Origin of the sequence: Pseudoclavibacter helvolus, from assembly GCF_014191305.1 — a bacterium.
In the GTDB taxonomy this organism is placed as follows: domain Bacteria; phylum Actinomycetota; class Actinomycetes; order Actinomycetales; family Microbacteriaceae; genus Pseudoclavibacter; species Pseudoclavibacter helvolus.
In genome coordinates this window covers 729020-753264 of the sequence record NZ_JACHWJ010000001.1, presented here as the reverse complement: position 1 = coordinate 753264, position 24245 = coordinate 729020, and the positions used below count along the sequence as shown (strand labels likewise).

General features: G+C 68.1%; 22 protein-coding genes and 1 pseudogene. 21 read left to right on the top strand and 2 right to left on the bottom strand.

Annotation, left to right across the window (positions count from 1 at the left end; genetic code table 11):
* Positions 1-4 precede the first annotated feature (4 nt).
* From aroC to aroB, 3 genes are read left to right on the top strand one after another with little or no spacing between them, the layout of a single operon-like run.
* Entirely contained in the window at positions 5-1276 is a 1272-nt protein-coding gene (gene aroC / locus FHX72_RS03400; RefSeq protein WP_183623007.1) for a chorismate synthase, read from the top strand.
* A complete protein-coding gene (locus FHX72_RS03395; protein WP_068484420.1) occupies positions 1273-1788 on the top strand; it encodes a shikimate kinase in 516 nt (171 codons plus the stop codon). The genes aroC and FHX72_RS03395 overlap by 4 nt, the downstream gene beginning before the upstream one ends.
* Positions 1781-2863, top strand: a complete 1083-nt coding sequence (aroB, locus tag FHX72_RS03390; RefSeq protein WP_183623005.1) for a 3-dehydroquinate synthase — start codon at positions 1781-1783, stop codon at positions 2861-2863. The genes FHX72_RS03395 and aroB overlap by 8 nt, the downstream gene beginning before the upstream one ends.
* Here aroB and FHX72_RS03385 read toward each other — a convergent pair.
* Positions 2860-3450, bottom strand: a complete 591-nt coding sequence (locus FHX72_RS03385; protein ID WP_068492762.1) for a dihydrofolate reductase family protein — start codon at positions 3448-3450, stop codon at positions 2860-2862. The two genes, aroB and FHX72_RS03385, sit on opposite strands and share 4 nt — an antisense overlap.
* A 76-nt stretch (positions 3451-3526) precedes the next feature.
* Complete coding sequence (locus tag FHX72_RS03380) at positions 3527-4363, bottom strand: GNAT family N-acetyltransferase (protein ID WP_183623004.1); 837 nt, start codon at positions 4361-4363, stop codon at positions 3527-3529.
* A 138-nt stretch (positions 4364-4501) separates the two neighbouring features.
* Here FHX72_RS03380 and FHX72_RS03375 point away from each other — a divergent pair.
* From FHX72_RS03375 to FHX72_RS03285, 18 genes and pseudogenes are all read left to right on the top strand, one after another.
* Positions 4502-5257 (top strand): annotated as a pseudogene (locus tag FHX72_RS03375) (Cof-type HAD-IIB family hydrolase).
* Between the two features lie 120 nt (positions 5258-5377).
* The gene (locus tag FHX72_RS03365) at positions 5378-5845 is read left to right on the top strand and encodes a type II 3-dehydroquinate dehydratase (protein WP_183623000.1); all 468 of its coding nucleotides are present in this window, start codon (positions 5378-5380) and stop codon (positions 5843-5845) included.
* A gap of 116 nt (positions 5846-5961) precedes the next feature.
* Positions 5962-6525: an elongation factor P gene (efp, locus tag FHX72_RS03360; RefSeq protein WP_068484432.1), complete on the top strand. Its 564-nt coding sequence runs from the start codon at positions 5962-5964 to the stop codon at positions 6523-6525.
* Complete coding sequence (nusB, locus tag FHX72_RS03355) at positions 6525-6932, top strand: transcription antitermination factor NusB (protein ID WP_068484434.1); 408 nt, start codon at positions 6525-6527, stop codon at positions 6930-6932. Before efp ends, nusB begins: the two co-directional genes overlap by 1 nt.
* Positions 6933-7087: 155 nt before the next feature.
* Positions 7088-7651: a bifunctional pyr operon transcriptional regulator/uracil phosphoribosyltransferase PyrR gene (gene pyrR / locus FHX72_RS03350; RefSeq protein ID WP_183622998.1), complete on the top strand. Its 564-nt coding sequence runs from the start codon at positions 7088-7090 to the stop codon at positions 7649-7651.
* Positions 7648-8607 (top strand): aspartate carbamoyltransferase catalytic subunit, encoded by a 960-nt coding sequence (locus FHX72_RS03345; protein ID WP_183622996.1) that lies wholly within the window; start codon positions 7648-7650, stop codon positions 8605-8607. Before pyrR ends, FHX72_RS03345 begins: the two co-directional genes overlap by 4 nt.
* A gap of 29 nt (positions 8608-8636) precedes the next feature.
* On the top strand, positions 8637-9980 hold the full coding sequence (locus tag FHX72_RS03340; RefSeq protein ID WP_068484494.1) for a dihydroorotase: 1344 nt from the start codon (positions 8637-8639) through the stop codon (positions 9978-9980).
* On the top strand, positions 9980-10522 hold the full coding sequence (locus FHX72_RS03335) for a PH-like domain-containing protein (RefSeq protein WP_068484440.1): 543 nt from the start codon (positions 9980-9982) through the stop codon (positions 10520-10522). Before FHX72_RS03340 ends, FHX72_RS03335 begins: the two co-directional genes overlap by 1 nt.
* Positions 10519-11691: a glutamine-hydrolyzing carbamoyl-phosphate synthase small subunit gene (gene carA, locus FHX72_RS03330; RefSeq protein WP_183622994.1), complete on the top strand. Its 1173-nt coding sequence runs from the start codon at positions 10519-10521 to the stop codon at positions 11689-11691. Before FHX72_RS03335 ends, carA begins: the two co-directional genes overlap by 4 nt.
* Positions 11692-11693: 2 nt before the next feature.
* Positions 11694-14993, top strand: a complete 3300-nt coding sequence (carB, locus tag FHX72_RS03325) for a carbamoyl-phosphate synthase large subunit (protein WP_183622992.1) — start codon at positions 11694-11696, stop codon at positions 14991-14993.
* The gene (pyrF, locus tag FHX72_RS03320; RefSeq protein WP_183622990.1) at positions 14994-15884 is read left to right on the top strand and encodes an orotidine-5'-phosphate decarboxylase; all 891 of its coding nucleotides are present in this window, start codon (positions 14994-14996) and stop codon (positions 15882-15884) included.
* Positions 15881-16780: a guanylate kinase gene (gene gmk, locus FHX72_RS03315; protein ID WP_068484447.1), complete on the top strand. Its 900-nt coding sequence runs from the start codon at positions 15881-15883 to the stop codon at positions 16778-16780. Before pyrF ends, gmk begins: the two co-directional genes overlap by 4 nt.
* Positions 16777-17103: a DNA-directed RNA polymerase subunit omega gene (gene rpoZ / locus FHX72_RS03310; RefSeq protein ID WP_068484449.1), complete on the top strand. Its 327-nt coding sequence runs from the start codon at positions 16777-16779 to the stop codon at positions 17101-17103. The genes gmk and rpoZ overlap by 4 nt, the downstream gene beginning before the upstream one ends.
* A gap of 70 nt (positions 17104-17173) precedes the next feature.
* On the top strand, positions 17174-18391 hold the full coding sequence (gene coaBC, locus FHX72_RS03305; protein ID WP_068484498.1) for a bifunctional phosphopantothenoylcysteine decarboxylase/phosphopantothenate--cysteine ligase CoaBC: 1218 nt from the start codon (positions 17174-17176) through the stop codon (positions 18389-18391).
* A gap of 53 nt (positions 18392-18444) precedes the next feature.
* Positions 18445-19638 carry a methionine adenosyltransferase gene (gene metK / locus FHX72_RS03300; RefSeq protein WP_068484451.1) on the top strand — a complete coding sequence of 398 codons (1194 nt, stop codon included), beginning with the start codon at positions 18445-18447 and terminating at the stop codon, positions 19636-19638.
* A 14-nt stretch (positions 19639-19652) separates the two neighbouring features.
* Complete coding sequence (locus FHX72_RS03295) at positions 19653-21758, top strand: primosomal protein N' family DNA-binding protein (protein WP_183622988.1); 2106 nt, start codon at positions 19653-19655, stop codon at positions 21756-21758.
* A gap of 47 nt (positions 21759-21805) precedes the next feature.
* A complete protein-coding gene (fmt, locus tag FHX72_RS03290; RefSeq protein ID WP_183622986.1) occupies positions 21806-22735 on the top strand; it encodes a methionyl-tRNA formyltransferase in 930 nt (309 codons plus the stop codon).
* A complete protein-coding gene (locus tag FHX72_RS03285) occupies positions 22732-24216 on the top strand; it encodes a transcription antitermination factor NusB (protein ID WP_183622985.1) in 1485 nt (494 codons plus the stop codon). The genes fmt and FHX72_RS03285 overlap by 4 nt, the downstream gene beginning before the upstream one ends.
* Positions 24217-24245 lie beyond the last annotated feature (29 nt).

Here is a 24245-nt window from a genome sequence, read left to right as displayed (position 1 = left end):
TCCAATGCTTCGATGGCTCACGGCCGGGGAATCCCACGGCCCAGAACTCCTTGCGATCCTCGAGGGACTCCCGGCTGGTGTCCCACTTTCCCTCGACGATCTCCGTACCGACCTCGCGCGTCGAAAGCTCGGCCACGGCCGCGGCGCTCGCATGAAGTTCGAACAGGATGAACTCACGCTCTCTGCCGGCGTGAGGCACGGCTTCACGATGGGTTCGCCCATCGGCATCCGCATCGGCAACACCGAGTGGCCCAAGTGGGTCGAGGTCATGAGCCCGGAGCCCGTCGACGCGGCCGTCTTCGACACCGGCCGAGGCGCGAAGCTGACCCGCCCTCGCCCAGGACACGCTGACCTGATCGGCATGCAGAAGCACGGCTTCGACGAGGCTCGCCCGGTCCTGGAACGGGCGAGCGCCCGGGAGACAGCCGCGCGCGTCGCGCTCGGGGCGATCGCGAAGCGATTCCTGTCCGAGCTGGGCATCACGGCCCTGAGCCACACGCTTGCCATCGGCACGGTGCGTGTCCCCGAAGACGCGCCACTGCCGAGCTACGGTGACCTCGCCGCGATTGACGCCGACCCGGTTCGCGTCTTCGACGAGGAGACCTCCGCTGCGGCTGTCGAGCTCATCGACGAGGTCCGCAAGAGCGGCGACACACTCGGGGGAGTGACCGAGGTCCTCGTCTGGGGTCTGCCTCCGGGAATCGGTTCCTACGTGCACTGGGACCGCAGGCTCGACGCCCGGCTCGCGAAGGCCCTCATGAGTGTCCAGGCCATCAAGGGCGTCGAGGTCGGCGATGGCTTCGAGACCACGCGCCGCCCCGGTACGGCGGCGCATGACCCCCTGTACGTTCGCGACGGCTCCATCGTGCGTTCAAGCGACCGCGCCGGGGGCATCGAGGGCGGCATGGCCACTGGCACTGTTCTCCGCGTGCGTGCCGGGATGAAGCCCATCGCCACGGTGCCCAAGGCGCTGCACACCGTCGACGTCGCGACGGGCCAGGATGCCGCGGCGCACCACCAGCGCTCCGACGTCTGCGCCGTGCCTGCTTCCGGTGTTGTGGTCGAGGCCATGGTCGCGCTCACGATCGCGGATTCCATCCTCGAGAAGTTCGGCGGCGACTCGGTCGCGGAGACGAAGCGCAACATCGAGAGCTATCTCGCGAGCATCCCGCCACTGCTTCGGACTTCGAGCGAATCCGTCTCAGAGTCCGCGCTCCAGGCAGGACCCGTCGACGAAACGCCAATGGGGGACTCGCTCAGCGAGTGGCGCGTATGAGCGTCGTCCTCATCGGCCCGCCCGCCGCGGGTAAGTCGAGGGCGGGACGTCGCCTCGCGAAGGTGCTCGATGCCAGCTACGCGGACACCGACAAGGTCATCGTCGATCGACACGGCGCCATCCCCGATATCTTCGCCAAGCACGGGGAGGCCGAGTTCAGGCGACTTGAACGCGAGGTCATCGCCGAGCACCTCGAGACGACGGAAGTCCTCTCGCTCGGGGGAGGTGCGGTAATGGACGCGGAGACCCAAAAGCGCCTCGGCGGGCACACCGTCGTCCTGCTGACGGCGACCCCCGCAGCCATTACGGAGCGCATCACCGGCAACTCGAAGCGACCGCTCATCACGGGCATCGAGAGCTGGACAGAAATCTACGAGGCTCGCCGCGAGACCTACGAGCGTCTTGCCGACGCGAGCTTCGACACCTCATTCCGGCCCATGGTCCGCGTTGTCCAGGACATCGCGGAGTGGCTGGATCAGCACACCAAGGAAGGACCAAGCGACGTTGCCTGAGATCATCGAGGTTCCCGGCGCCCACGGCGACATCATCATCGGGACCGGCCAGTTCAGTGATGCCGCCGCTGTGGTGCCCGCCCTGCTGGGCGACGGCGTCGCCAAGGTCCTGATCGTGCACGCCCCACACCTCGCGAATGTGGCAGAGCGCGTGCGCGAGCAGCTCGTCGGCGAGTACAACCAGGTCCTCATCGCCGAGATCCCTGACGCTGAGGGGGCAAAGCGCATCGAGGTGGCCGCCTTCTGCTGGCAGATCCTCGGCCAGGCCGACTTCACGAGGTCTGACGCGGTCATCACGATCGGCGGCGGAGCGACGAGCGACATCGGCGGCTTCATCGCCGCGACGTGGCTGCGCGGCGTCAAGGTCGTGCACATGCCGACGACCGTGCTCGCGATGGTCGACGCCGCCATCGGTGGGAAGACGGGACTGAACACCAACGAGGGCAAAAACCTCGTCGGCTCATTCCACCCCCCGGCCGGAGTTGTCATCGACCCGGAGATCCTTGCCGGTCTCCCGAGGAACGAACTCCTGGCTGGCTTCGCCGAGGTGGTCAAGGCCGGATTCATCGCGGAGCCGGAGATCCTCGACATCATCGAGCGCGACCCGAATCTGGCGACGGATCCGACCACCCCGGAGTTCCTGCGCGTGCTCGAGCTCGCGATCCGCGTGAAGGCGAGGGTCGTCGGCGAGGACTTCACCGAGCAGGGCCTTCGAGAGATCCTCAACTACGGGCACACGCTCGGGCATGCGATCGAGAACGCTGAGCGCTACCAGTGGCGCCACGGCGCGGCGATCTCCATCGGGATGGCCTTCGTCGCCGAACTTGCGCGCCTCTCCGGGCGCCTGGACGATGCGACTGCCGACCGTCACAAAGCGATCCTCGAGCTCCTCGGCCTGCCGACGAGCTACCCCGCTGGACGCTGGAACACGCTGCTCGCCACCATGCGCCGTGACAAGAAGTCGCGAGGGGCCATGCTTCGATTCGTTGTTCTCGACGGCCTCGCGCGCCCGACGATCATGCGGGCGCCAGACGAGAGCCTGCTGTTCGCGGCCTACCAGGAGATCGCGAGCTAGACGCCACCCGGGTCCCGCTCGGCACCCCGAACAAGTTCTTCGATCGTGACACCGGACTCGAACCGGCGGGCGTCAGTCGGAACGAACGGCATCGGGTTATAGGCGGCGTTCCCGAAGAGCGGAATCCCAGCCCCGAAGACCACAGGGTTCCGCTTCAGGATGAGGCGGTCGATCTCGCTGAGGAGCGAGCCTGCGAGGTCGCCGCCTCCGCAGAGCCAGATCGGCAGCCCGTCTTCGCGTTTGAGCTCACGGACAGCCCGCACCGGGTCGTCGGTGAGCGTGACGCCGTCCGCAACGCGTCGTTCGCTGCGGCTCGCGACGAACTGGCGCAAGTGCGGGTACGGGCTCTCGATGCCGATCTCGAGGGCTGGACGCAGCGTGTTCCATCCCAGGATCACGGTGTCGAACCTCGTGCCTGGTGCCTCGATCCCGAGGGCGTCGAGCACATGCCCAGGCAGCGCGTCGGCATATTCGTCCATGACGGCAGCCATGTGGTCGCCCTCCATTGGGAAGGCGCCGTAGCCCCCGCTCGGGTCGGCGATGTAGCCGTCGATGCTGGTTGCGACGTAGTAGACCAGTTCACGCATGGGGTGCCCCTCTCAACTCCTGTCGGATTCAGAAACCTACTGCCGGGTGCTGAAGCGGGGCTCTGAGGTTCCGACGTCAGCAGCAGCTGTTGCGGTCTGGTCCCTCGAGGTACCGGAACGCGCCGAGCTCGCTGAACCCCGCCCGAGCGAACAGGTGCAGGGAAGCGGCGTTGCTGTCAACGACCATGGCGAGGCACGCAAGCGCTCCCTGCTCCGCAGCCTCCCGCTTCGCGAGGTCGACGAGCAGGCGACCGTAGCCCCGCCCGCGCCTTCCGCTGTCCGTGACCAGGCAGTCGATCACGGCGGTGTCATCGGCAATCGTGAGACGCGCCAGCGCGGCCAGGGTCCCCTCGGCCCGCACTTCGAGGAACGTGGAGCGGGTTGCACCGAGGATGCGTGGGGCAAGCCGACGATCGCTCGGCAGACGCCGACCGTTCCAACTCAGCCAGGCGTCAAGCCACTCGGCTGGTAGCTCCGACCCGGTCCTCGAGACGGCGGCGGTTCCCGAGGTCAAGGGCCCCCGCCGTCCGGCTCCCTGAGCAGCACTGCCCGCATCCGTTCCGCTTGTCGGTGTGGCGAGGATCCTCCCCGTGAGCGCGGGCACGTAGCCGAATGCTCGCAGCGCGGCGACCTCGGTCTCCGCGCTCGAATCGGTCGTGAGGAACCGGCTCGGGAGCCCGCGCACCCGGTATGCCTCCTCAACCTCGCCTATCGCGGCCTGGGCGTCTGGCACCTCGCCGAGCATCCACACACTGTTGGCGCGCCTCGTGAACCCCTCGGAGAAACCCAGGTGCCACCCGCCGACGAGTCGGGCGTCGAGCGCGGGCCAACTCGCCCGCAGCGCAGCGGTCGCGCGCTCGAGCGATACGGGTGAAGCAGGCTCATCGGCCAGAATCCTGCGGTCTGCAACCATGCTCAGAGGCTAGGCGCACACCGGTTCAACCGCCAGCCGACCGAGCCGGCGTGGACGGACCATCGTCTAGCCTGGACGGCGGGCCCGCGGCGGCCCAACGAATCCACTCTGCAAAGGACCCAGTTGACCAGGCGCATCGTGTTCCTCGACATCGACGGAACACTCATCGACGAGCAGGAGCAGATACAGGCGTCGACCGTCGAGGCGGTCGTCCGGGCCAGGGCAGCCGGACACCTGCTCTTCATCTGCACGGGACGCTCGCGCGCCGAGATCTACCCGCAGATCCTCGACATCGGCTTCGACGGGATCGTGAGCGCTGGCGGCAGCTTCGTGTGGCTCGACGGAGAGACACGCGTCTCGCGCACGATGCCCATTGAGGATGCCGCGTTCGCGATCGACTACTTCACGCGGGCCGGCATCGACTTCTACGTGCAGAGCGACTCGGCGGTGGTCGCGAGCCCTGGATTCCGTGCGCACCTGCGCAGGCTGCTCGCCGCGGAGCTCGCCGAGTCCAATCGGGTCGAGGCGGACGGCCAGGTGCAGTTCGAGAAGTTCTTCGACGAAGGCGGGCAGGTGCTGCGCGACGACATCGGCAAGATGTGCTTCCTGAGCGCCGCGACCCCGATCGACGACATCAGGGCGGCGTTCGAGGGGCGCTTCGACATCATCAACGCCACCGTGCCAGTGCTCGGTCCGCACAGCGGCGAACTGCTGTAGCGCGACGTCAACAAGGGCAGCGCGATCCTCGAGGTCTGTCGTCTCAAGGGCCTCGACCCGGCGGACACCATCGGCATCGGCGACAGCATCAACGACGTGGAAATGTTGGAGCTCACGGGCGTTGGCGTCGCCATGGGCAACGCCCTGACGCAATCAAGGCTCATGCCGACCAGGTGACGACGGGCGTGGACGACAACGGAGTCTGGAACGCCTTCGTGCGCAACGGACTGATCGACGCCGACGAGTCCGTCGTCCAGTCGGCGGCCTTCGCCTGACCTCGTCGCTAGACTGGCCGCCATGCGCATTCTCGTCCTCGGCGGCCCGAACCTCGACCGACTCGGCACCAGGGAGCCAGAGACGTACGGCACGCAGACGCTTGCCGACATCGAAGAACTCCTGAGGACAGCGGCGGGCAGCGACTTCGAGATCGATGCGCGCCAATCCAACTACGAGGGGCAACTCGTCGAGTGGCTGCACGAGGCAGCGGACGCACGCACCCCGGTCATCCTGAACCCTGCGGCGCTCACTCACTACTCCATCGCGCTGCGCGACGCCGTCTCCATCGTCACGGAGACAGGGACCCCGGTCATCGAGGTCCACCTGTCGAACCCGCACGCCCGCGAGACGTTCCGACACACGAGCGTCATCTCCGGGGTTGCCACTGGCGTCGTCGCGGGCCTCGGTGCGGGGTCGTACCTCGCCGCCTTCGAGGGCATCCGCGCCCTGAGCGAGGCGAATCGGTACTCGCGCGACACCCTGCACTAGACTTCTCCGGGGCCGCTGGGGCGAAAGCCTCGCGCCGACAGCTCGCGCGTACCTCAACCAGGTGCCGATAACTGAAGAATCCCGCACCACCGCGGGATGGACACGGAGAAACTTCCATGGCAACTACGGCAGACATCAAGAACGGCGTTGTGCTTCTCATCGAGAAGCAACTCTGGCAGGTCATCGACTTCCAGCACGTCAAGCCTGGCAAGGGCGGTGCGTTCGTGCGCACCAAGCTCAAGCAGGTCGTCAGCGGCAAGACCGTCGACCGCACGTTCAACGCCGGCGCCAAGATCGAGACCGCGACGGTCGACCGCCGCGACTTCCAGTACCTCTACCGTGACGGCGACGGCTACGTCTTCATGGACCAGACCGACTACGACCAGATCACGCTCGACGAGCGGATCGTGGGCGACGCCGCGAAGTACATGCTCGAGCAGCAGAGCGTGCAGATCGCGCTGAACGAGGGCGAGCCGCTCTACATCGAGCTCCCGCCGTCGGTTGTGCTGGAGATCACGTACACCGAGCCGGGCCTGCAGGGCGACCGCTCCAACGCGGGCACCAAGCCGGCAACCGTGGAGACGGGCGCCGAGATCCAGGTGCCACTGTTCGTGGACGCGGGCACCAAGGTGAAGATCGACACCCGCACGGGCGACTACCTGGGCCGCGTCAACGACTAGTGAGCGCACGCACGAAGGCGCGCAAGCGCGCCATGGACATCCTCTTCGCCTCCGACGTCCGCGGGACGCCCATCCCCGAGCTCCTCGGGCAGGAGGCGGAACGGGCCGCAGACGAGCCCGACCGCGCGGCGAGCTGGCGCTACGCCAGGGAGATCGTGCTCGGTGTCATCGAGCACGCCGACGAGATCGACGGCTACATCGTCGAGACCGCGCGTGACTGGACGCTCGAGCGGATGCCAGCCCTCGACCGGTCGATCCTCCGGGTGGCGATCTGGGAGCTCAAGTACAACGACGAGATCCCTGCCGCAGTCGCGATCACCGAGGCCGTCAGCGCTGCTGGCGAGTACTCGACGGACGCCTCGGGGAAGTTCATCCACGGAGTGCTCGGTCGCATCAGCGAGCAGTAGCCCGATGCTAGGCTTGTGGCCTGGGTCTCGTTCGTCTCGGCGATCGGACCCGGGCCACAGTCAGGCTCCGGACACCCTCAAGACCTCGGTCGAGGGGTGTCCCTCATCCCAGACATCCTTTAACACCGTCCAGTGAGGCGGGGAAGGAGGTCGACGTGTCACAGCGAACCGTGCTGAACCACGACGACGTTCAACGAGCCCTTGTGCGCATCGCGCACCAGATCCTCGAGCAGAACCGCGGGTCCAACGACCTGCTGCTGCTCGGCATCCCGAGCCGCGGAGTTCCCCTCGCGAAGCGCCTCGCCAGCCTCATTGCTGGCTTTGAGGCCACGAACGGAATTCACGTCGAAGCCGCCGACATCGCAGGCGCGCTAGACGTCACGATGTACCGAGACGACCTGCGCAGAGGGCCGGCACGCGTGTCGCAGCCCACGTACATTCCCGTCGGCGGAATCGACGGCAAGACCGTCGTGCTCGTCGACGACGTGCTGTTCTCTGGTAGGACCGTCCGCGCCGCCCTTGACGCGCTGAGCGACACCGGGCGCCCCCGTGCCGTGCAGCTCGCCGTCCTCGTCGACCGGGGTCACCGCGAGCTCCCGATCCGCGCCGACTACGTGGGCAAGAATCTGCCGTCGGCCCGCAGCGAGCGCATCGGCGTCGAGCTCACCGAGCTCGACGGCGGCGACCGGGTTGTCATCACGGACGGGGGACGCGCGTGAAGCACCTGCTCTCAACCAAGGGAATGTCGCGCGACGACGCGATCATGCTGCTCGACATCGCAGAGGACATGTCCGACGTCGGCGACCGCGAGGTCAAGAAGCTGCCGGCGCTGCGTGGCATCACGGTGGTGAACCTGTTCTACGAGGACTCGACTCGGACGCGAATCTCCTTCGAGGCTGCAGAGAAGCGGCTCTCGGCCGACGTCATCAACTTCGGAGCCAAGGGGTCGAGCGTCTCGAAGGGCGAGTCGCTGAAGGACACGGCGCAGACGCTCAAGGCCATCGGCGCGGACGCCGTCGTCATCAGGCATCCCTCGAGTGGTGCGCCGCAGCTCCTCGCAGAACGTGACTGGATCGACGCCCCCATCCTGAACGCGGGCGACGGGATGCACGAGCACCCCACGCAGGCGCTCCTCGACGCGTTCACGCTCCGGCGTCGCGTGCACGGGCGTGCTGCGGCTCGCGGCAAGGGCCTCGACGGCTGCCACATCGTCATCGTCGGCGACATCCTGCACTCGCGGGTTGCGCGGTCGAACGTCTGGCTCCTCACCACGCTTGGCGCAAAGGTCACGCTCGTCGGCCCGCCGACGCTGGTTCCCGTCCGCACGGAGGCCTGGCCAGCGACCATCACGAGCGACCTCGACGGCGCGCTCGCCACAGACCCGACCGCGGTCATGCTCCTGCGCATCCAGGCAGAGCGGATGCACGACGCGTTCTTCCCGAACACCCGCGAGTACGCGAAGAACTGGGGACTCGGCGAGGCCCGCTTCCGGAGCCTGCCCGACGCTACGATGGTCATGCATCCCGGCCCTATGAATCGAGGGCTGGAGATCTCCTCCATCGCAGCCGACTCCCCGCAGTCGACAGTGCTCGAGCAGGTTGCGAACGGCGTCGCCGTCCGCATGGCAGCGCTGTACGTGCTGTGCTCGGGAGAACGCGCGGGGAGCGCATCGTGAACGAGGGCCAAGGAAACGAGAAAGGCACCATGACCACGCTGTACCGAGGCGCCAAGTTGCTCGGCATCGACCCTGTAGACGTGCTCGTCACTGGAACCTCGATCGATGAGGTCGCTCCGGCCGGGAGCCTCTCGCTCGACGGTGTGGAGAGCGCGATCGATGTCGAGGGCCTTGTGCTGCTGCCGGGCCTCGTCGACCTGCACACCCACCTGCGCGAGCCTGGCTTCGAGTCAAGCGAAACAGTGCTGACCGGAACGCGCGCAGCGGCCTTCGGCGGCTACACGACGGTCTTCGCCATGGCGAACACGTCCCCGGTCCAGGACACGGCCGGAGTCGTCGAGGCAGTTGCTGCCCTCGGCCGCGCCGCTGGCTACGCAGACGTCCGGCCTATCGGCGCCGTGACCGTGGGCCTCGAGGGCGAGCGGCTCTCCGAGATCGGTGCCATGGCGCAGTCCAACGCGGAGGTGCGCGTCTTCTCGGATGACGGCAAGTGCGTGTTCGACCCGCTCATCATGCGTCGCGCCCTCGAGTACGTGAAGGCCTTCGGGGGAGTCGTCGCCCAGCACGCGCAGGACCCGCGCCTCACCGTGGGCGCGCAGATGAACGAGGGGGCGCTCTCCGCCGAACTCGGCCTCGGCGGGTGGCCCGCTGTCGCCGAGTCCTCCATCATCGCGAGGGACGCGCTGCTTGCAGATCACGTCTCCTCCCGGCTTCACGTGTGCCACGTGTCGACACGGGAGGGCGTCGACGTCGTCCGCTGGGCGAAGTCCCGCGGCATCGACGTGACCGCGGAGGTCACGCCACACCACCTCCTCCTCACCGAGGAGCTTGTGCGCGGCTACGACGCGAGGTTCAAGGTCAACCCGCCGCTGCGGACGCAGGACGACGTGCTCGCGGTCCGAGAAGCACTCGCCGACGGCACGATCGACATCGTCGCAACGGACCACGCTCCGCACCCCGTGGACGCCAAGGAGACCGAGTGGGACCAGGCCGCGATGGGGATGGTCGGACTCGAGTCCGCCCTGCGCGTCGTGCAGCACACCATGGTCGACACCGGCGCCCTCTCTTGGGCCGACGTCGCACGCATCATGTCGGAGACCCCCGCGCGCATCGGCGGCGACCCGGTCTCCGGCCGCCCAGTGGCCGCAGGCGAGCTGGCGAACCTCGTGTTCTACGACCCCGCGCCAACTGCCGACTTCACGACGGACGCACTCGGCGGCAAGAGCATCAATTCCCCGTTCCTCGGCATGTCGCTGCCCGGCCGAGTCGTGCACACCGTCTACCGGGGAACACGCACGCTCGACGACGGTGCGCTGCTCTCAGCCGAGGGCGCGGCCGCAGCCGCTCGGGCACGCGAGAAGGACGTCGCTTGATGGACGACCGCGTATTCCCCGCCGCCCTCACGATCGTCGCGTTCCTCGTCATCGTTGCGCTCATGTGGCTCGGCTGGCGACGTCGGACCCGCGCCCAGGCCGGCCTCTCGAGCCCCCTCGAGGCACCGCAGTCGACGTCGCAGCCGATCGGCCAGTGGGGCGACGTGCACTACGTGTCCACGAGCCGCACCGGCGACGCGCTTGACCGCATCGTCGTGCCGCCGCTCGGGTTCAGAGGCCGAGCCGAGGTCACGGTGCTCCGAGAGGGGCCGATCGTCCAGATCGCAGGCGAGCGCGCCTTCTTCATCCCGACCGAGGACATCGAAGCAACCATCGACGGCACCGTCACGATCGACCGTGTGGTCGAGAACGGCGGGCTGACGATCATCCGCTGGCTCCTGCCAGCCGACGAAGCCGCGAGCGATCGCGTCAGCGTCGAAACCTCCCTCAGAGTTGTCGACGCCACCGCGCGCGAACAGCTCAAGACCGCGCTGCGCTCGCTGCAGCTCACACCAGCCCCCACGACCGAGGAGTCCTCATGACGCCACCAATTCCCGCCGTGCTCGTCCTGGAGGACGGGACACGATACGAGGGCGACGCGTACGGCGCCGTCGGCGAGACGCTCGGCGAGGTCGTCTTCTCCACCGGAATGACCGGCTACCAAGAGACCCTGACTGACCCGAGCTACGCAGGCCAGATCGTCGTCCAGACGGCACCACACATCGGCAACACCGGTGTGAACGAGGAAGACATGGAGTCGCGGCAGATCTGGGTCGACGGCTACGTCGTGCGCGACCCCTCCCGTGTCGTCTCCAACTGGCGCGCCGAGGACACGCTCGAGAACGCGCTGACGTCCACCAGCATCGTCGGCATCTCCGGAGTCGACACTCGCGCGCTCACCCGCCGCATCCGCAGCGAAGGCTCGATGCGGGGCGGAATCTTCTCCGGCGAGGCCGCCTCCATCTCGGACGCGGACCTCCTCGAGAAGGTCCTCTCCCAGCCGAGCATGGCCGGCCGCAACCTGAGCGACCTCGTCTCCACGCCAGAGGCCGTCGTCCACCCTTCGACGGCCGCTGAGCGCCTCGGCTCCGTCGCGATCATTGACCTCGGCATCAAGACGGCCACGATCAAGGCGCTCGCCGAGCGCGGCTTCGACGTGCACGTGCTCCCGCACACCACGACCATCGAGCAACTGCGCGAGCTCGCTCCCACGGCGGTCTTCTACTCGAACGGACCGGGAGACCCTGCCTCGAGCGACGCCCACGTTGAACTGCTCCGAAACGTCCTTCGAGATGGGACGCCGTTCTTCGGCATCTGCTTCGGCAACCAGCTCCTCGGCCGCGCCCTCGGCTTCGACACCTACAAGCTCCCATTCGGACACCGCGGCATCAACCAGCCGGTTGTCGACACCTTCTCGGGGCGCATCGAGATCACGGCCCAGAACCACGGCTTCGCGGTCCAGGCTCCGCTCGACGGCCCCGTCGAGACGCCCGCCGGCTTCGGCCGCGCGCAGGTGAGCCACATCGGGCTCAACGACCAGGTTGTCGAGGGCCTCCGCTGCCTCGACATCCCGGCGTTCAGCGTGCAGTTCCACCCAGAGGCGGCGGCCGGCCCCCACGACTCGGCCCCGCTCTTCGACCAGTTCAGGGAGATGGTGCTCGCGCACCTCGCCTCCCCATCCACCCACACCAACGGCCAGGAGAACGCGTAAGCATGCCAAAGCGCACAGACATCTCGAGCGTCCTCGTCATCGGCTCGGGCCCAATCGTCATCGGCCAGGCGGCCGAGTTCGACTACTCCGGTACGCAGGCCTGCCGCGTGCTCCGCGAAGAGGGCGTCCGCGTCATCCTCGTGAACTCGAACCCCGCGACGATCATGACCGACCCGGACTTCGCCGACGCGACCTACGTCGAGCCGATCACGCCGGACATCATCGAGTCGATCATCATCAAGGAGCGCCCAGACGCGATCCTCCCCACGCTCGGTGGCCAGACGGCGCTCAACGCCGCCATCGCGCTGCACGAACAGGGCATCCTCGAGCGCCACGGCGTCGAGCTCATCGGCGCCAAGGTGGATGCGATCCGCCGCGGTGAGGACCGCCAGATCTTCAAGGACCTCGTCATCGAGGCGGGCGCCGAGGTTGCGCGCTCGCACATCGCGACAAGCGTCGAGCAGGCCATCGGCTTCGCCGAGGACCTCGGCTACCCGCTTGTCGTGCGCCCCTCCTTCACGATGGGCGGCCTCGGCTCGGGCTTCGCGTACAACGAAGAAGACCTCATCCGCTTCGTCGCCGACGGCGTGCAGTCGAGCCCGACCGGCGAGGTGCTCCTCGAGGAGTCCATCCTCGGCTGGAAGGAGTACGAGCTCGAGCTCATGCGCGACACTGCCGACAACACGGTCGTCGTCTGCTCGATCGAGAACGTCGACCCCGTCGGCGTCCACACCGGTGACTCCATCACGGTCGCGCCAGCGCTCACGCTCACCGACCGCGAGTACCAGCGTCTTCGCGACATCGGCATCGCGATCATCCGCCTCGTCGGCGTCGACACGGGCGGATGCAACATCCAGTTCGCGATCGACCCGTCGAACGGTCGCATCATCGTCATCGAGATGAACCCGCGCGTCTCGCGTTCTTCGGCGCTCGCGTCGAAGGCCACGGGCTTCCCGATCGCGAAGATCGCCGCGAAGCTCGCGATCGGCTACCGCCTCGACGAGATCCCGAACGACATCACGAAGGTGACGCCCGCCAGCTTCGAGCCGACCCTCGACTACGTCGTGGTCAAGGTGCCGCGCTTCAACTTCGAGAAGTTCCCCGCAGCGGACACGACCCTCACGACGACCATGAAGTCGGTCGGCGAGGCCATGGCCATCGGCCGCAACTTCTCGACCGCGCTGCAGAAGGCCCTGCGCTCGCTGGAGAAGCGAGGCTCGTCATTCACCTGGGTCTCCGACGAGATCTCCGTCGAGGAGCTCCTCGAGACGATCAAGGTGCCGACCGACGGTCGCATCGTGAACGTCCAACGCGCGCTCTGGAAGGGTGCGACGCCCGAGCAGGTCTTCGAGTCGACCGCGATCGACCCCTGGTTCATCGACCAGATCGTGCTCATCAACGAGGTCGCCGGTCAGATCAGCTCCGCAGACGTCGTCGACGCCCGACTGCTTCGCCACGCGAAGCGCCACGGCTTCTCCGACGCGCAGATCGCCGAGCTGCGCGGTCGCAGCGAGGACGAGGTTCGCGCGATCCGTCACAACTTCGGAGTTCGTCCCGTCTTCAAGACCGTGGACACGTGCGCTGGCGAGTTCCCCGCCTTTACGCCGTACCACTACTCGAGCTACGACCAGGAGTCGGAGGTGACCCCGAGCGATCGCCGCAAGGTCATCATCCTCGGCTCGGGCCCGAACCGCATCGGCCAGGGCATCGAGTTCGACTACTCGTGTGTGCATGCCTCGTTTGCACTCTCGGACGCCGGCTTCGAGACCATCATGATCAACTGCAACCCGGAGACCGTCTCGACGGACTACGACACGAGCGACCGGCTCTATTTCGAGCCGCTCACCCTCGAGGACGTCCTCGAGATCGTCGAGGTCGAACGTGGCGACGGCGAGCTGCTCGGCGTCGTCGTCCAGCTCGGCGGCCAGACTGCCCTCGGGCTCGCGAAGGGCCTCGAGGCTGCCGGCGTCCCGATCCTCGGCACGAGCCCAGCAGCGATCGACCTCGCTGAGGAGCGCGGCCTGTTCTCCGGAGTCCTCGACCGCGCCGGCCTGATCTCCCCGGAGAACGGCACCGCGACCGACCTCGAGGGCGCGCTCGACGTCGCCGTTGGCATCGGCTACCCGGTGCTCGTCCGCCCGAGCTTCGTGCTCGGCGGACGCGGCATGGAGATCGTCTACGACTCCGAGCAGATGCACGACTACTTCTCCCGCATCGAAGGCCAGGCAATCGTCGGACCGGCTCACCCGCTGCTCGTCGACCGCTTCCTCGATGAGGCCACCGAGATCGACGTCGACGCCCTGTTCGATGGTGAAGAGCTGTACATCGGCGGAATCATGGAGCACATCGAGGAAGCCGGCATCCACTCCGGCGACTCGGCCTGCACGCTCCCGCCCGTGACGCTCTCCAGCGCAGTCCTCGACAACGTGCGTGACGCGACCCTCGCCATCGCAGAAGGTGTCGGCGTCCGCGGCCTGCTCAACGTGCAGTTCGCGCTCTCAGGCGGGAAGCTGTACGTGCTCGAGGCCAACCCGCGCGCATCCCGCACCGTGCCGTTCGTCTCCAAGGCTCTCGGCACCCAGCTCGCGAAGGCGGCTGCTCGCGTCATGACCGGCGTCTCCATCGCTGAGCTCAAAGCCGAGGGCCTCCTCCGCGAGCAGGACGGCACCCACCAGCCAGCCTCGAGCCCTGTCGCCGTGAAGGAAGCCGTGCTTCCCTTCAAGCGCTTCAGGACCAAGGACGGCCGCATCGTCGACTCGCTGCTCTCCCCGGAGATGCGCTCGACGGGCGAGGTCATGGGAATCGACACAGACTTCCCGACCGCGTTCGCGAAGAGCCAGCTGGCGGCCTACGGCGGCCTTCCGAAGTCGGGCACGGTGTTCGTCTCGGTCTCCGACCGTGACAAGCGCGCCATCGTCCTTCCAGTTGCGAAGTTCGTCGAGCTCGGGTTCTCGATCGCGGCCACCGAGGGCACAGCAGCCGTCCTGGCGCGTCACGGCATCTCGGCCAAGGTCGTCGGAAAGTTCACCCCAGATTCGCCTGACGGCACCAGCCCAGGGCAGGACCGCAATATCGTAGACATGATTCACGGGGGAGAGGTCGACATGGTCATCAACACGCCATCCGGGCGCGCCTCGCGCGCGGACGGCTACGAGATTCGCACTGCGGCGGTCTCCGCCGACCTGCCGATCTTCACGACGATCTCCGAGCTCTCCGCGGCGGTCGGCTCGCTCTCCGCGCTTCGCAGTGGATTTACGGTCACGAGCCTGCAGGAGTACAACACCCAGAGGGGGGATAGCTAGTTGACTGAAGCGTTCGCGGCGCGTGCTGGAGGGGGCGGGTTCGGAACCCGACTCCAGCACGCGGTGGAGGAGCGGGGGCGACTGTGCGTCGGCATCGACCCGCATGAGTTCCTGCTCGGATCCTGGGGATTGCCGAACACGGCTGCAGGCGCCGGCGAGTTCGGGCTGCGGGTCGTCGAGGCGGCGGCCGGCCGCGTCGGCGTCGTCAAGCCGCAGATCGCGTTCTTCGAGCGTTTCGGAGCTGCAGGGTTCACGGCGCTCGAGTCGGTGCTCGGCGCCGCTCGGGATGCTGGCCTTCTCGTGATCGCGGACGTCAAGCGTGGCGACGTCGGCACGACCCTCGAGGCGTACGCGAAGGCCTGGCTCGACGAAGGCTCACCGCTGGAGGCCGATGCGATGACGGTCAACCCGTACCAGGGCTTCGACTCACTGGCGGCAGCGCTCGACCTCGCCGAGCGTCTCGGCAAAGGCCTGTTCGTGCTCGCTGCGACGTCGAACCCTGAGTCGACCTCGATCCAGACGGCGCGTCGTGCGCAGGGCTCCCAGCTCGGCGAGACCGTCGCTGGTGGCATCGCGAATCGGGCCGTGGCCTGGAACGCCGACCACGCGCGCGGCGAGTTCGGCTCCGTTGGGGTCGTCCTCGGCGGCACGGTGGACTTCGACCTCCTCGGTGTCGACCTTCCGTCGCTCGGCCAGACCCCGAAGACCCCGGTGCTCGCCCCAGGTTTCGGCCACCAGGGCGCGGAGTTCGCGCGCATCAGGGAGACGTTCGGTGGGGCCTCGGAGTCGGTCATCGTGAACGTCTCGCGGAGCGTCCTCGCGGCCGGGCCAGACGGCATCGCCGCGGCCATCGACCAGCACACCGCGGAGCTGGAGAACACCCTCTCATGACTCAGGTACCACCCCCAGTCGACCGCGTCGCCGCGTCCCGAGCGGCCGTACTCGCCCGCCAGGCTCGCGCAGAGGTCAAGCGAGCCCTCGCGAGCGGTGCCCGCTCGCCGCTCTCGGTGCTCGACGCGAGCTCAGACACGGAGCATGCAGCTGAGCACTCGCTCCGAGTGACGCAGTTCCTGCTCAGCATTCCGCACATCGGCGCGACCAAGCAGGCCCGCATCCTCGAGGACCTTGCCATCTCGCCGTCCAAGCGCCTCGGCGGCCTCGGACGCAATCAGCGCATCCGCCTGCGCGCGTTCCTCGAGGAGCGGCTCGGCGCGCAGACGGGGGAGAACCGTCTCGTCGTGCTGGCCGGCCCGACGGCCGTCGGCAAAGGCACCGTGGCGAACTACATCAGGGAGCACTACCCGGAGGTCGAGCTCTCGGTGTCGGCGACGACCCGAGCCCCACGCCCCGGCGAGGTCGACGGCATCAACTACCACTTCACCGACGACGACGGCTTCGACCGCCTCGTCGATGAAGAGCAGCTCCTCGAGTTCGCGACGGTACACAATGCGTATCGGTACGGGACCCCGCGGGCACCCATCGACGATGCCATTGCGTCTGGGCGGTCGGTCCTGCTCGAAATCGACATTCAGGGCGCGCGACAGGTCCGATCGCGCATGCCAGAGGCTAGACTGGTATTTTTGTTGCCTCCGAGCTGGGACGAGCTCGTGCGGCGCCTCGTCGGGCGCGGTACGGAATCGGCCGAAGAACAAGCTCGGCGCCTCGAAACCGCGAAGGTCGAACTCGCCGCCCAGGACGAATTCGATGCACTGGTCGTCAACGACTCCGTGCCTGAGGCTGCGGCACGCGTAGTCGAACATCTGGGACTGAACAAGGAGCACGCATGATTGAGAAGCCAAAGGGCATCATCGACCCGCCCATGGACGAGCTGCTGCAGCGAGTCGACAACAAGTACCAGCTGGTCATCTTCGCATCGCGTCGCGCCCGCCAGATCAACGACTACTACTCCGACCTGCACGACGGAGCGATCTACCAGAACGTCGGGCCACTGATCGACTCGTCGATCGACGACAAGCCCCTCTCGATCGCGCTGCACGAGATCAACGAGCAGAAGATCGTCATGGTCGAGGCACGCCCGCTCGAGACTCCTGACGACGTCATCGTCTTTGACGACGAGATCAACTTCGAAGACGACGCCCCTCAGGCCTAACACGACCGTGAGCGAGATCGCCGACGCGCATCAGACTGACCACGAGACCGACGCGTCTGATGGTCAGCCGATGCGCGTCGTCGTTGGCGTCACCGGCGGGATCGCCGCTTACAAGGCCGTCCAAGTGATCCGCGATCTTGTCCTCCTCGGCCACCACGTCGACGTCGTCCCCACCGAATCCGCACTGCGCTTCGTGGGGCGGCCGACGTTCGAGGCAATCTCCCGCAACCCCGTCCGCACCGACGTCTTCGACGACGTCGCTGAGGTGCGGCACGTTGCGCTCGGCCAGCAGGCCGACGTCATCGCGGTCGTCCCGGCGACCGCCAACTCCATGGCGAAGATCGCGGCCGGACTCTCCGACGACCTGCTGGGCACGACCATCCTCGCCTCGACGGCCCCGCTCATTCTCGCGCCTGCAATGCACACCGAGATGTGGCTCAACCAGGCGACGCAGGCCAACGCGGCCCGATTGGATGCACGTGGTGTCGTCCTGGTTGGCCCGGCAGAAGGACAGCTGACGGGCAACGACTCCGGCCCCGGCCGGCTCGCCGACCCCGCCGAGATCGTCGCGACGATCCTGAGCGCTGGACGCGGCGAGCGACGGCGACGCAGGGACGCCGAACTCGCAAGCGATCTCCGGGGCAGGCGCGTGCTGATCACCGCGGGAGGCACGCGCGAGCCTCTCGATCCGGTGCGTTTCATCGGCAACCGCTCGAGCGGCCGACAGGGCTTCGCACTCGCAGAACGTGCCGTTGCTCGCGGCGCGGAGGTCACCCTCGTCGCGGCCAACGCCGAGGTCCGCCCGCCGGAGGGCGTCAAGCTCGTCACCGTCTCGAGTGCGCAGCAGCTGGCTCAGGCCTGCGCCGAGATCGCCCCGCGCCACGACGTCGTCATCATGGCCGCCGCCGTCGCCGACTACCGTCCCGTGACAGTCGCCGAGGGCAAGATCAAGAAGGAGCAGGCCGGCGAGGAGCTGACCCTCACCTTCACGCGCAACCCAGACATCCTGCAGGATCTCTCCGCTTCCAGGGGGAGCGACCAGGTCATCATTGGCTTCGCCGCCGAGACCGAGCCAGATGACGCCAAGCTGCTCGAGCTGGGCCGCGCGAAGATCGCGCGCAAGGGGTGCGACTACCTCGTCGTGAACCGGGTCGGCTGGAACCTCGGCTTCCAATCGGACGAGAACTCGATCTTCGTCCTCGCAGCGTCCGGAGACGTTGTCTCGCGTCACACTGGCGACAAGATGTCGGTGGCCGATGTCATCCTGGATCTGCTCGCAATCGTCTAGCCGTACCGGCCACGCCAACTGGCCAGCCATCACTTCATCGCAAGGGGTTCCGCTTGTCTTCTCTTCGCCTGTTCACCTCTGAGTCGGTCACCGAGGGTCACCCCGACAAGATCTGCGACCAGATCTCCGACCGCATCCTGGATGACCTGCTCACGCAGGACCCGGCGGCGCGTGTCGCCGTCGAGACCCTCGTGACGACCGGCCAGGTGCACGTCGCCGGCGAGGTCACGACCAACGCCTACTCCGATATCGCCGGAATCGTCCGGCGCACGATCAGTGAGATCGGCTACACGTCGAGCGACGTCGGCTTCGACGGCTCTTCCTGCGGCGTATCGATCTCCGTCGGCGAGCAGTCGCCCGAGATCGGCGATGGCGTCACGACGTCGCTCGAGCACCGCTCCGAGAGCTCGGAAGATGCGATCGCGAAGCAAGGCGCTGGCGACCAGGGCATCATGTTCGGCTATGCGACACGCGAGACGGCAGCGCTCATGCCGCTGCCGATCCACCTGGCGCACCAGCTCGCCCAGCAGCTCGCGGCCGTCCGCAAGTCTGGCGAGGTCGATTACCTTCGCCCAGACGGCAAGACCCAGGTCACCGTCGGCTACGAGGGGAGCGTTCCCACGTCCATCGAGACCGTCGTGATCTCGACCCAGCACGACCCCGGCCTCACGCAGGAGCAGATCCGCAACGACGTCATCGCGCACGTCGTCCGCCCGGTCCTCGAGCGCAACGGCTTCGCCGGCGCCGAGCCGACGTTCCTCGTCAACCCCTCCGGCAGCTTCATCGACGGAGGCCCACGGGCGGATGCCGGCCTGACCGGGCGCAAGATCATCGTCGACACCTACGGAGGTATGGCGAGGCACGGTGGCGGCGCGTTCAGCGGCAAGGACCCGTCGAAGGTCGACCGCTCCGCCGCGTACGCCATGCGGTGGGTTGCGAAGAACGCTGTAGCGGCCGGGCTCGCCGACCGCCTGGAAGTCCAGATCGCCTACGCCATCGGAAAAGCCGAACCGGTAGGCCTCTACGTCGAGACGTTCGGAACGGGACACGTCGAGGACGACAAGATCAGCGCTGCGATCCGCTCGACCTTCGATCTCCGCCCCGGAGCGCTCGTGGAAGACCTCGACCTCCGTCGCCCGATCTACGCCCAGACATCGACGTACGGACACTTCGGGCGCGAGCTGCCTGACTTCACCTGGGAGCGCACCGACCGCGCCGAGGAGCTCCGCCGCGCAGCGGGCCTCTGATCACCGGAGCCACCATGGACGACACCCTGCCGCGGGTCGCCCGCGTTGTCGTCGCGTCGCCGCTCCCGCAGCTCGACCGGGAACTCGAGTACGAGATTCCCGTCGAGTTGCGCGAGCGCATCGGCGTCGGGATGCGGGTGACGGTGCCGCTGCGCACCTCGAACCGGCAGCTCCAGGGCTTTGTCGTCGCCGTGGAGCGCACCGCCGAGTACGGGGGCAAGCTCGCCTTTATCTCCGAGCTCGTGTCGACCGCGAGGGTGCTCACGCCCGAGATCGCCGGACTCGCTCGAGCCGTCGCCGACCGGCAGGCTGGCTGCGCGGCCGACGTCCTCCGCCTCGCGATCCCCGCCAGGTCTGTAAGGGTCGAGCAGCGATGGCTCGAAGCGCAGGCGGCTTCAGCTGCTGAAGGCGACGACGGTTCGCCCGACGCCGCAGAGGCGGCTGACTCCGAAGACGCGGGAAAACCGGCAGGCGCCGCAGAAGCTGCGGCCAGCTCGGAGCCGACGAGCCTGCCGGGGCGAGCGGGCACCCCGGAGCTCGCCACGCCGGACGCCACGCTTATTCCGATGTACGGCGAGGAGTCGGCAGTGCTCCTCGCTCGTGGCGCTGCTGTCAGGCTCGCCGTCGACGCTCCCGTCGGCGTCGACGCTGGTGTCCCACGCTCGCTGCTCGCCCTCGCGGCCGCGGCGGCGGCGCGGGTTCAGGCGGGGCAGTCGGTCATCCTCGCCGTTCCCGACTACCGAGACGTCGAGCTCGCGCTTCGCGGGCTGGGGCGCTTCCTCGAACCAGCACGCATCAGACGCCTCGACACGCGGGCCAAGCCTGCCGAACGCTACTCGGCGTTCCTCGCTTGTCTCGACGAGACGCCCGGGGTCGTCGTCGGTACGAGGAGTGTTATCTACGCCCCAGCATCGAACCTCGGCGCGGTGCTCGTGTGGGACGACGGCGACGAGAGCTTCACCGAGCAGCTCGCCCCCTACGCGAGCACACGCGACGTCGCGCTGCTGCGCGCGGAGCGCGAGTCGGTGTCCCTGATCTTCGCGGCGCACACACCGAGCCTCGAGGTCGCGCGCCTCGTCGGAATGCGCTGGCTCACCCCCGTGCCACTCGCGCGCCCAGAGGCCCCCAAGATCATCGCAGGTAGCCAGTCGCTCGCCGAGGAGACCCCGTCGGCCCAGGCGCGCATCCCCGCCCTCGCCTGGCAGGAAGCCAGACGTGCGCTCGAGCACGGGCCCGTCCTGCTCCAAGTCATCCGGGCCGGGTACATCCCGAGTCTGAGCTGCGCCAAGTGCAGGACACCCGCCCGCTGCACCGTCTGCGGCGGGGCACTCGAGTTCGCGCGCCCGTCCGCGCCACCCTCGTGCCGCGTCTGCGATGCGCTGCACCCCGAGTGGCAGTGCCCGGAGTGCGGTGACAAGCGTCTCCGGAACACTTCGCTCGGGGCCGAGCGCACGGCAGAAGAGCTTGGCAGGGCGTTCCCCGGTACTCGCGTCGTGGTTGCGGACGGTGCCTCCGAGACCGTGTCGATCGACGACCGCCCATGCCTTGTTGTCGCCACACGAGGCGCCGAGCCTGTCCCCGCCTCCGGCTACGCCGGCGTCGTGCTCCTCGACACCGAGCGCTCACTTGCTCAGGAGCGACTCGACGCGGGCGTCGACGCCCTGCGCGGATGGTCCAACGCAGCCGCCCTGGCCGGACAAGGGGCGAAGGTCGTCATCGTCGGGGGAGAGACCCCGGCATCTCGCGCCCTGCGAACCTGGCAGCAGCCGGAGTACGCGACCCGCGAGCTCTCGGAGCGACGGCAACTGCATTTCCCGCCCGCCGTGCGTGTGGCAGCGATCACCGGCACGGACGAGGAGGTCCGGCACGCCCTCGCGACCGTCGAGGCCACGCCGGAGCTACAGCAGCCATCGGCACTGCAGGTCCTCGGACCGACTCCTCAAGAGGTCGGCAGCAGAGTCGTGCTCAAGTTCGGTTACGCCCTCGGCTCGCCGCTTGCCAAGGCGCTCAAGAGCGAACTCGTGCGCGCCGCGACCAGCAGGCGGCCGCGCGTCGCGGGCCGCGGCGGCGGGCACGCCTCGACCCTGCGCGTACGATTTGACCCGCCGGGCATCTTCTGACTCCCGCGCCAGCTCCACATTCGCACCAACCCCGAGAGGCACCAGCTATGCGGCTCGTCTTCGCCGGCACTCCAACCACCGCCGTTCCCAGCCTCGAGGCGCTGGTTGATGCCGGCCACGAGATCGCAGCGGTGCTGACCCGCGATGATGCGAAGGTGGGGCGCTCTCGGGTCCTCACTCCGTCACCCGTCGCGGCCCGCGCAGACGAACTCGGTCTCCGAGTGATCAAGAGCAACCGCATGTCGACCGAGGTGACGAACGAGATCTCGAACCTCGACGCAGAGCTCGGTGTGATCGTGGCCTACGGCGCGCTCGTGGATGAGGCGACACTCGAAGCGCCGTCGCGCGGATGGGTGAACCTGCACTTCTCGCTCCTCCCTGACCTCCGCGGCGCGGCGCCAGCGCAGCGCGCGGTCATGCGCGGCGACAAGAAGACCGGCATGACGATCTTCCAGCTCACGGCCGGGCTGGACGAGGGCCCCATCTTCGCCACACGCACTTCGCCGATCGGCGACGACGAGACGTCGGGAGACCTCCTCGCGCGGCTCGCCATCGAAGGGGCGGAGTTCCTGAGCGAGACGGTGCGCGCCCTCGGCGCTGGCGAACTGACCGCAGCGGCCCAAACGGGCGCTCCGACGTTCGCCCCGAAGCTCGGCAAGCGCGACTCGGCGATCGACTGGTCGGCGCCTTCCGACGTCGTCGCCGCGCACATCCGTGGCGTCACGCCGGAGCCCGGCGCAGTCGCCCAAGTGGATGGACAGCCGCTGCGCATCCTGCGCATCGCTCGGCCGACCGATCTCAGCTCAACGCCAGAACTCACGCCGGGGCAGCTCGCCACGGCGGGCCGTGACGTCTTCATCGGCACAGGCACCAGCCCCCTCCAGCTCATCACCGTGCAGCCGGCGGGCAAGAAGCCCATGCCAGCGGGCGACTGGCTCCGGGGCCGCCGCGACGCAGAGACGCTGGTGCTCGCGTGAGCCCCGCAGGCGCAGGGCCGCGCCGCGGCAACCGCCCGTTCGAGGGCAAGCGCCGCCCCGACCAGCCGGCCGCCGGCCGTTCCGTGACTCGCTCTCGCCAAGTCGCCTTCGAGGTGCTCAGGGCCGTCGACGATGACGACGCGTACGCCAACCTGCTGCTGCCACATCGCATCTCGGCGGCACGGCTCTCACCCTCCGACGCCGGACTCGCGACCGAGCTCACCTACGGAACGCTCCGCCGTCGCGGCACGTACGACGCCATCATCGCGGCCGCGTCCGGTCGCGACGTCCGCGACATCGACCCGCCGATCCTCGACGTGCTGCGCCTCGGCGCGCACCAGCTGCTGAGCATGCGCACCCCGAGCCACGCCGCGGTGAACGAGTCCGTCGAGCAGGCGGCACGCATCGCGTCACGCGGCGCGTCCGGGTTCGTGAATGCGATCCTTCGCAAGATCTCGCGCACCGAGCTCGACGACTGGCTCGACGACGTCACCGAGGGGCTGAGTGAGGAGCGAGCACTCGCCGTGCGCCACTCGCACCCGGACTGGATCGTGCGCGCGCTCCGCGACGCGCTTGCCGCAGAAGACAGAACCGGCGAGCTCGAGGCCACGCTCACCGCAAACAACGAGTCGCCCGCCGTCAGCGTCGTGTCGCTGCCGGGCTTCGACACTCCCGCAGAGCTGATCGAGAGCAACCGGGAGCTCCTCGGTCCTGGTCGTGTCTCCCCGCGTGGCCTGAAGCTCGCCTCTGGCGACCCGTCGTGGGTTCCTCAAGTGAAGGCTGGCCGCGCCCGCGTGCAGGACGAAGGTTCGCAGCTCGTCACGCTCGCGCTGCTCGAGGCCGAGCCCGTGCGCCAGGGCGAGCGCTGGCTCGACATGTGCGCCGGCCCCGGCGGAAAAGCAGCGCTGCTCGCCGCAAGCGCCACGGAGCTCCACGCCAGGCTGACCGCCAACGAGCTGGTCCCGGCGCGCGCCGGTCTCGTCCGAACGGCCCTTGCGCCCCTCGCCGCTCCGGTCACCATCACCAACGAGGACGGCCGCGCGTTTGCCGAGACCCATCCCGGCGAGTTCGACCGGGTCCTGCTCGACGCACCCTGCACGGGACTCGGCGCACTGCGTCGCAGGCCGGAAGCTCGCTGGCGCAAGCAGAGCAGCGACGTCGGTGAGCTCGTCAAGCTGCAGGAGGAGCTCCTCGAGGCGGCGCTCGCGACCGTGAAGCCCGGCGGCATAGTGGCCTACGTCACGTGTTCGCCGCACCAGGCCGAGACGACAGCCGTGGTCCGCCGAGCTGTTCGGCTCTCCGGGGCCGAAGTGCTGGATGCGGCCGCGATCGTGACCCGCGCGTCGAGCACGACTGACCTCGACCTCGGCAGCCGTCCGCTCGGCGATGGATCACTCGTCCAGCTCTGGCCGCAGCGTCACGGAACCGACGCGATGTTCCTTGCTCTGCTCCGCCGCCCTACGACCGGAGACTCGGCGTAGCGAAGGATCAGACCCCGTAGGATCGCTCC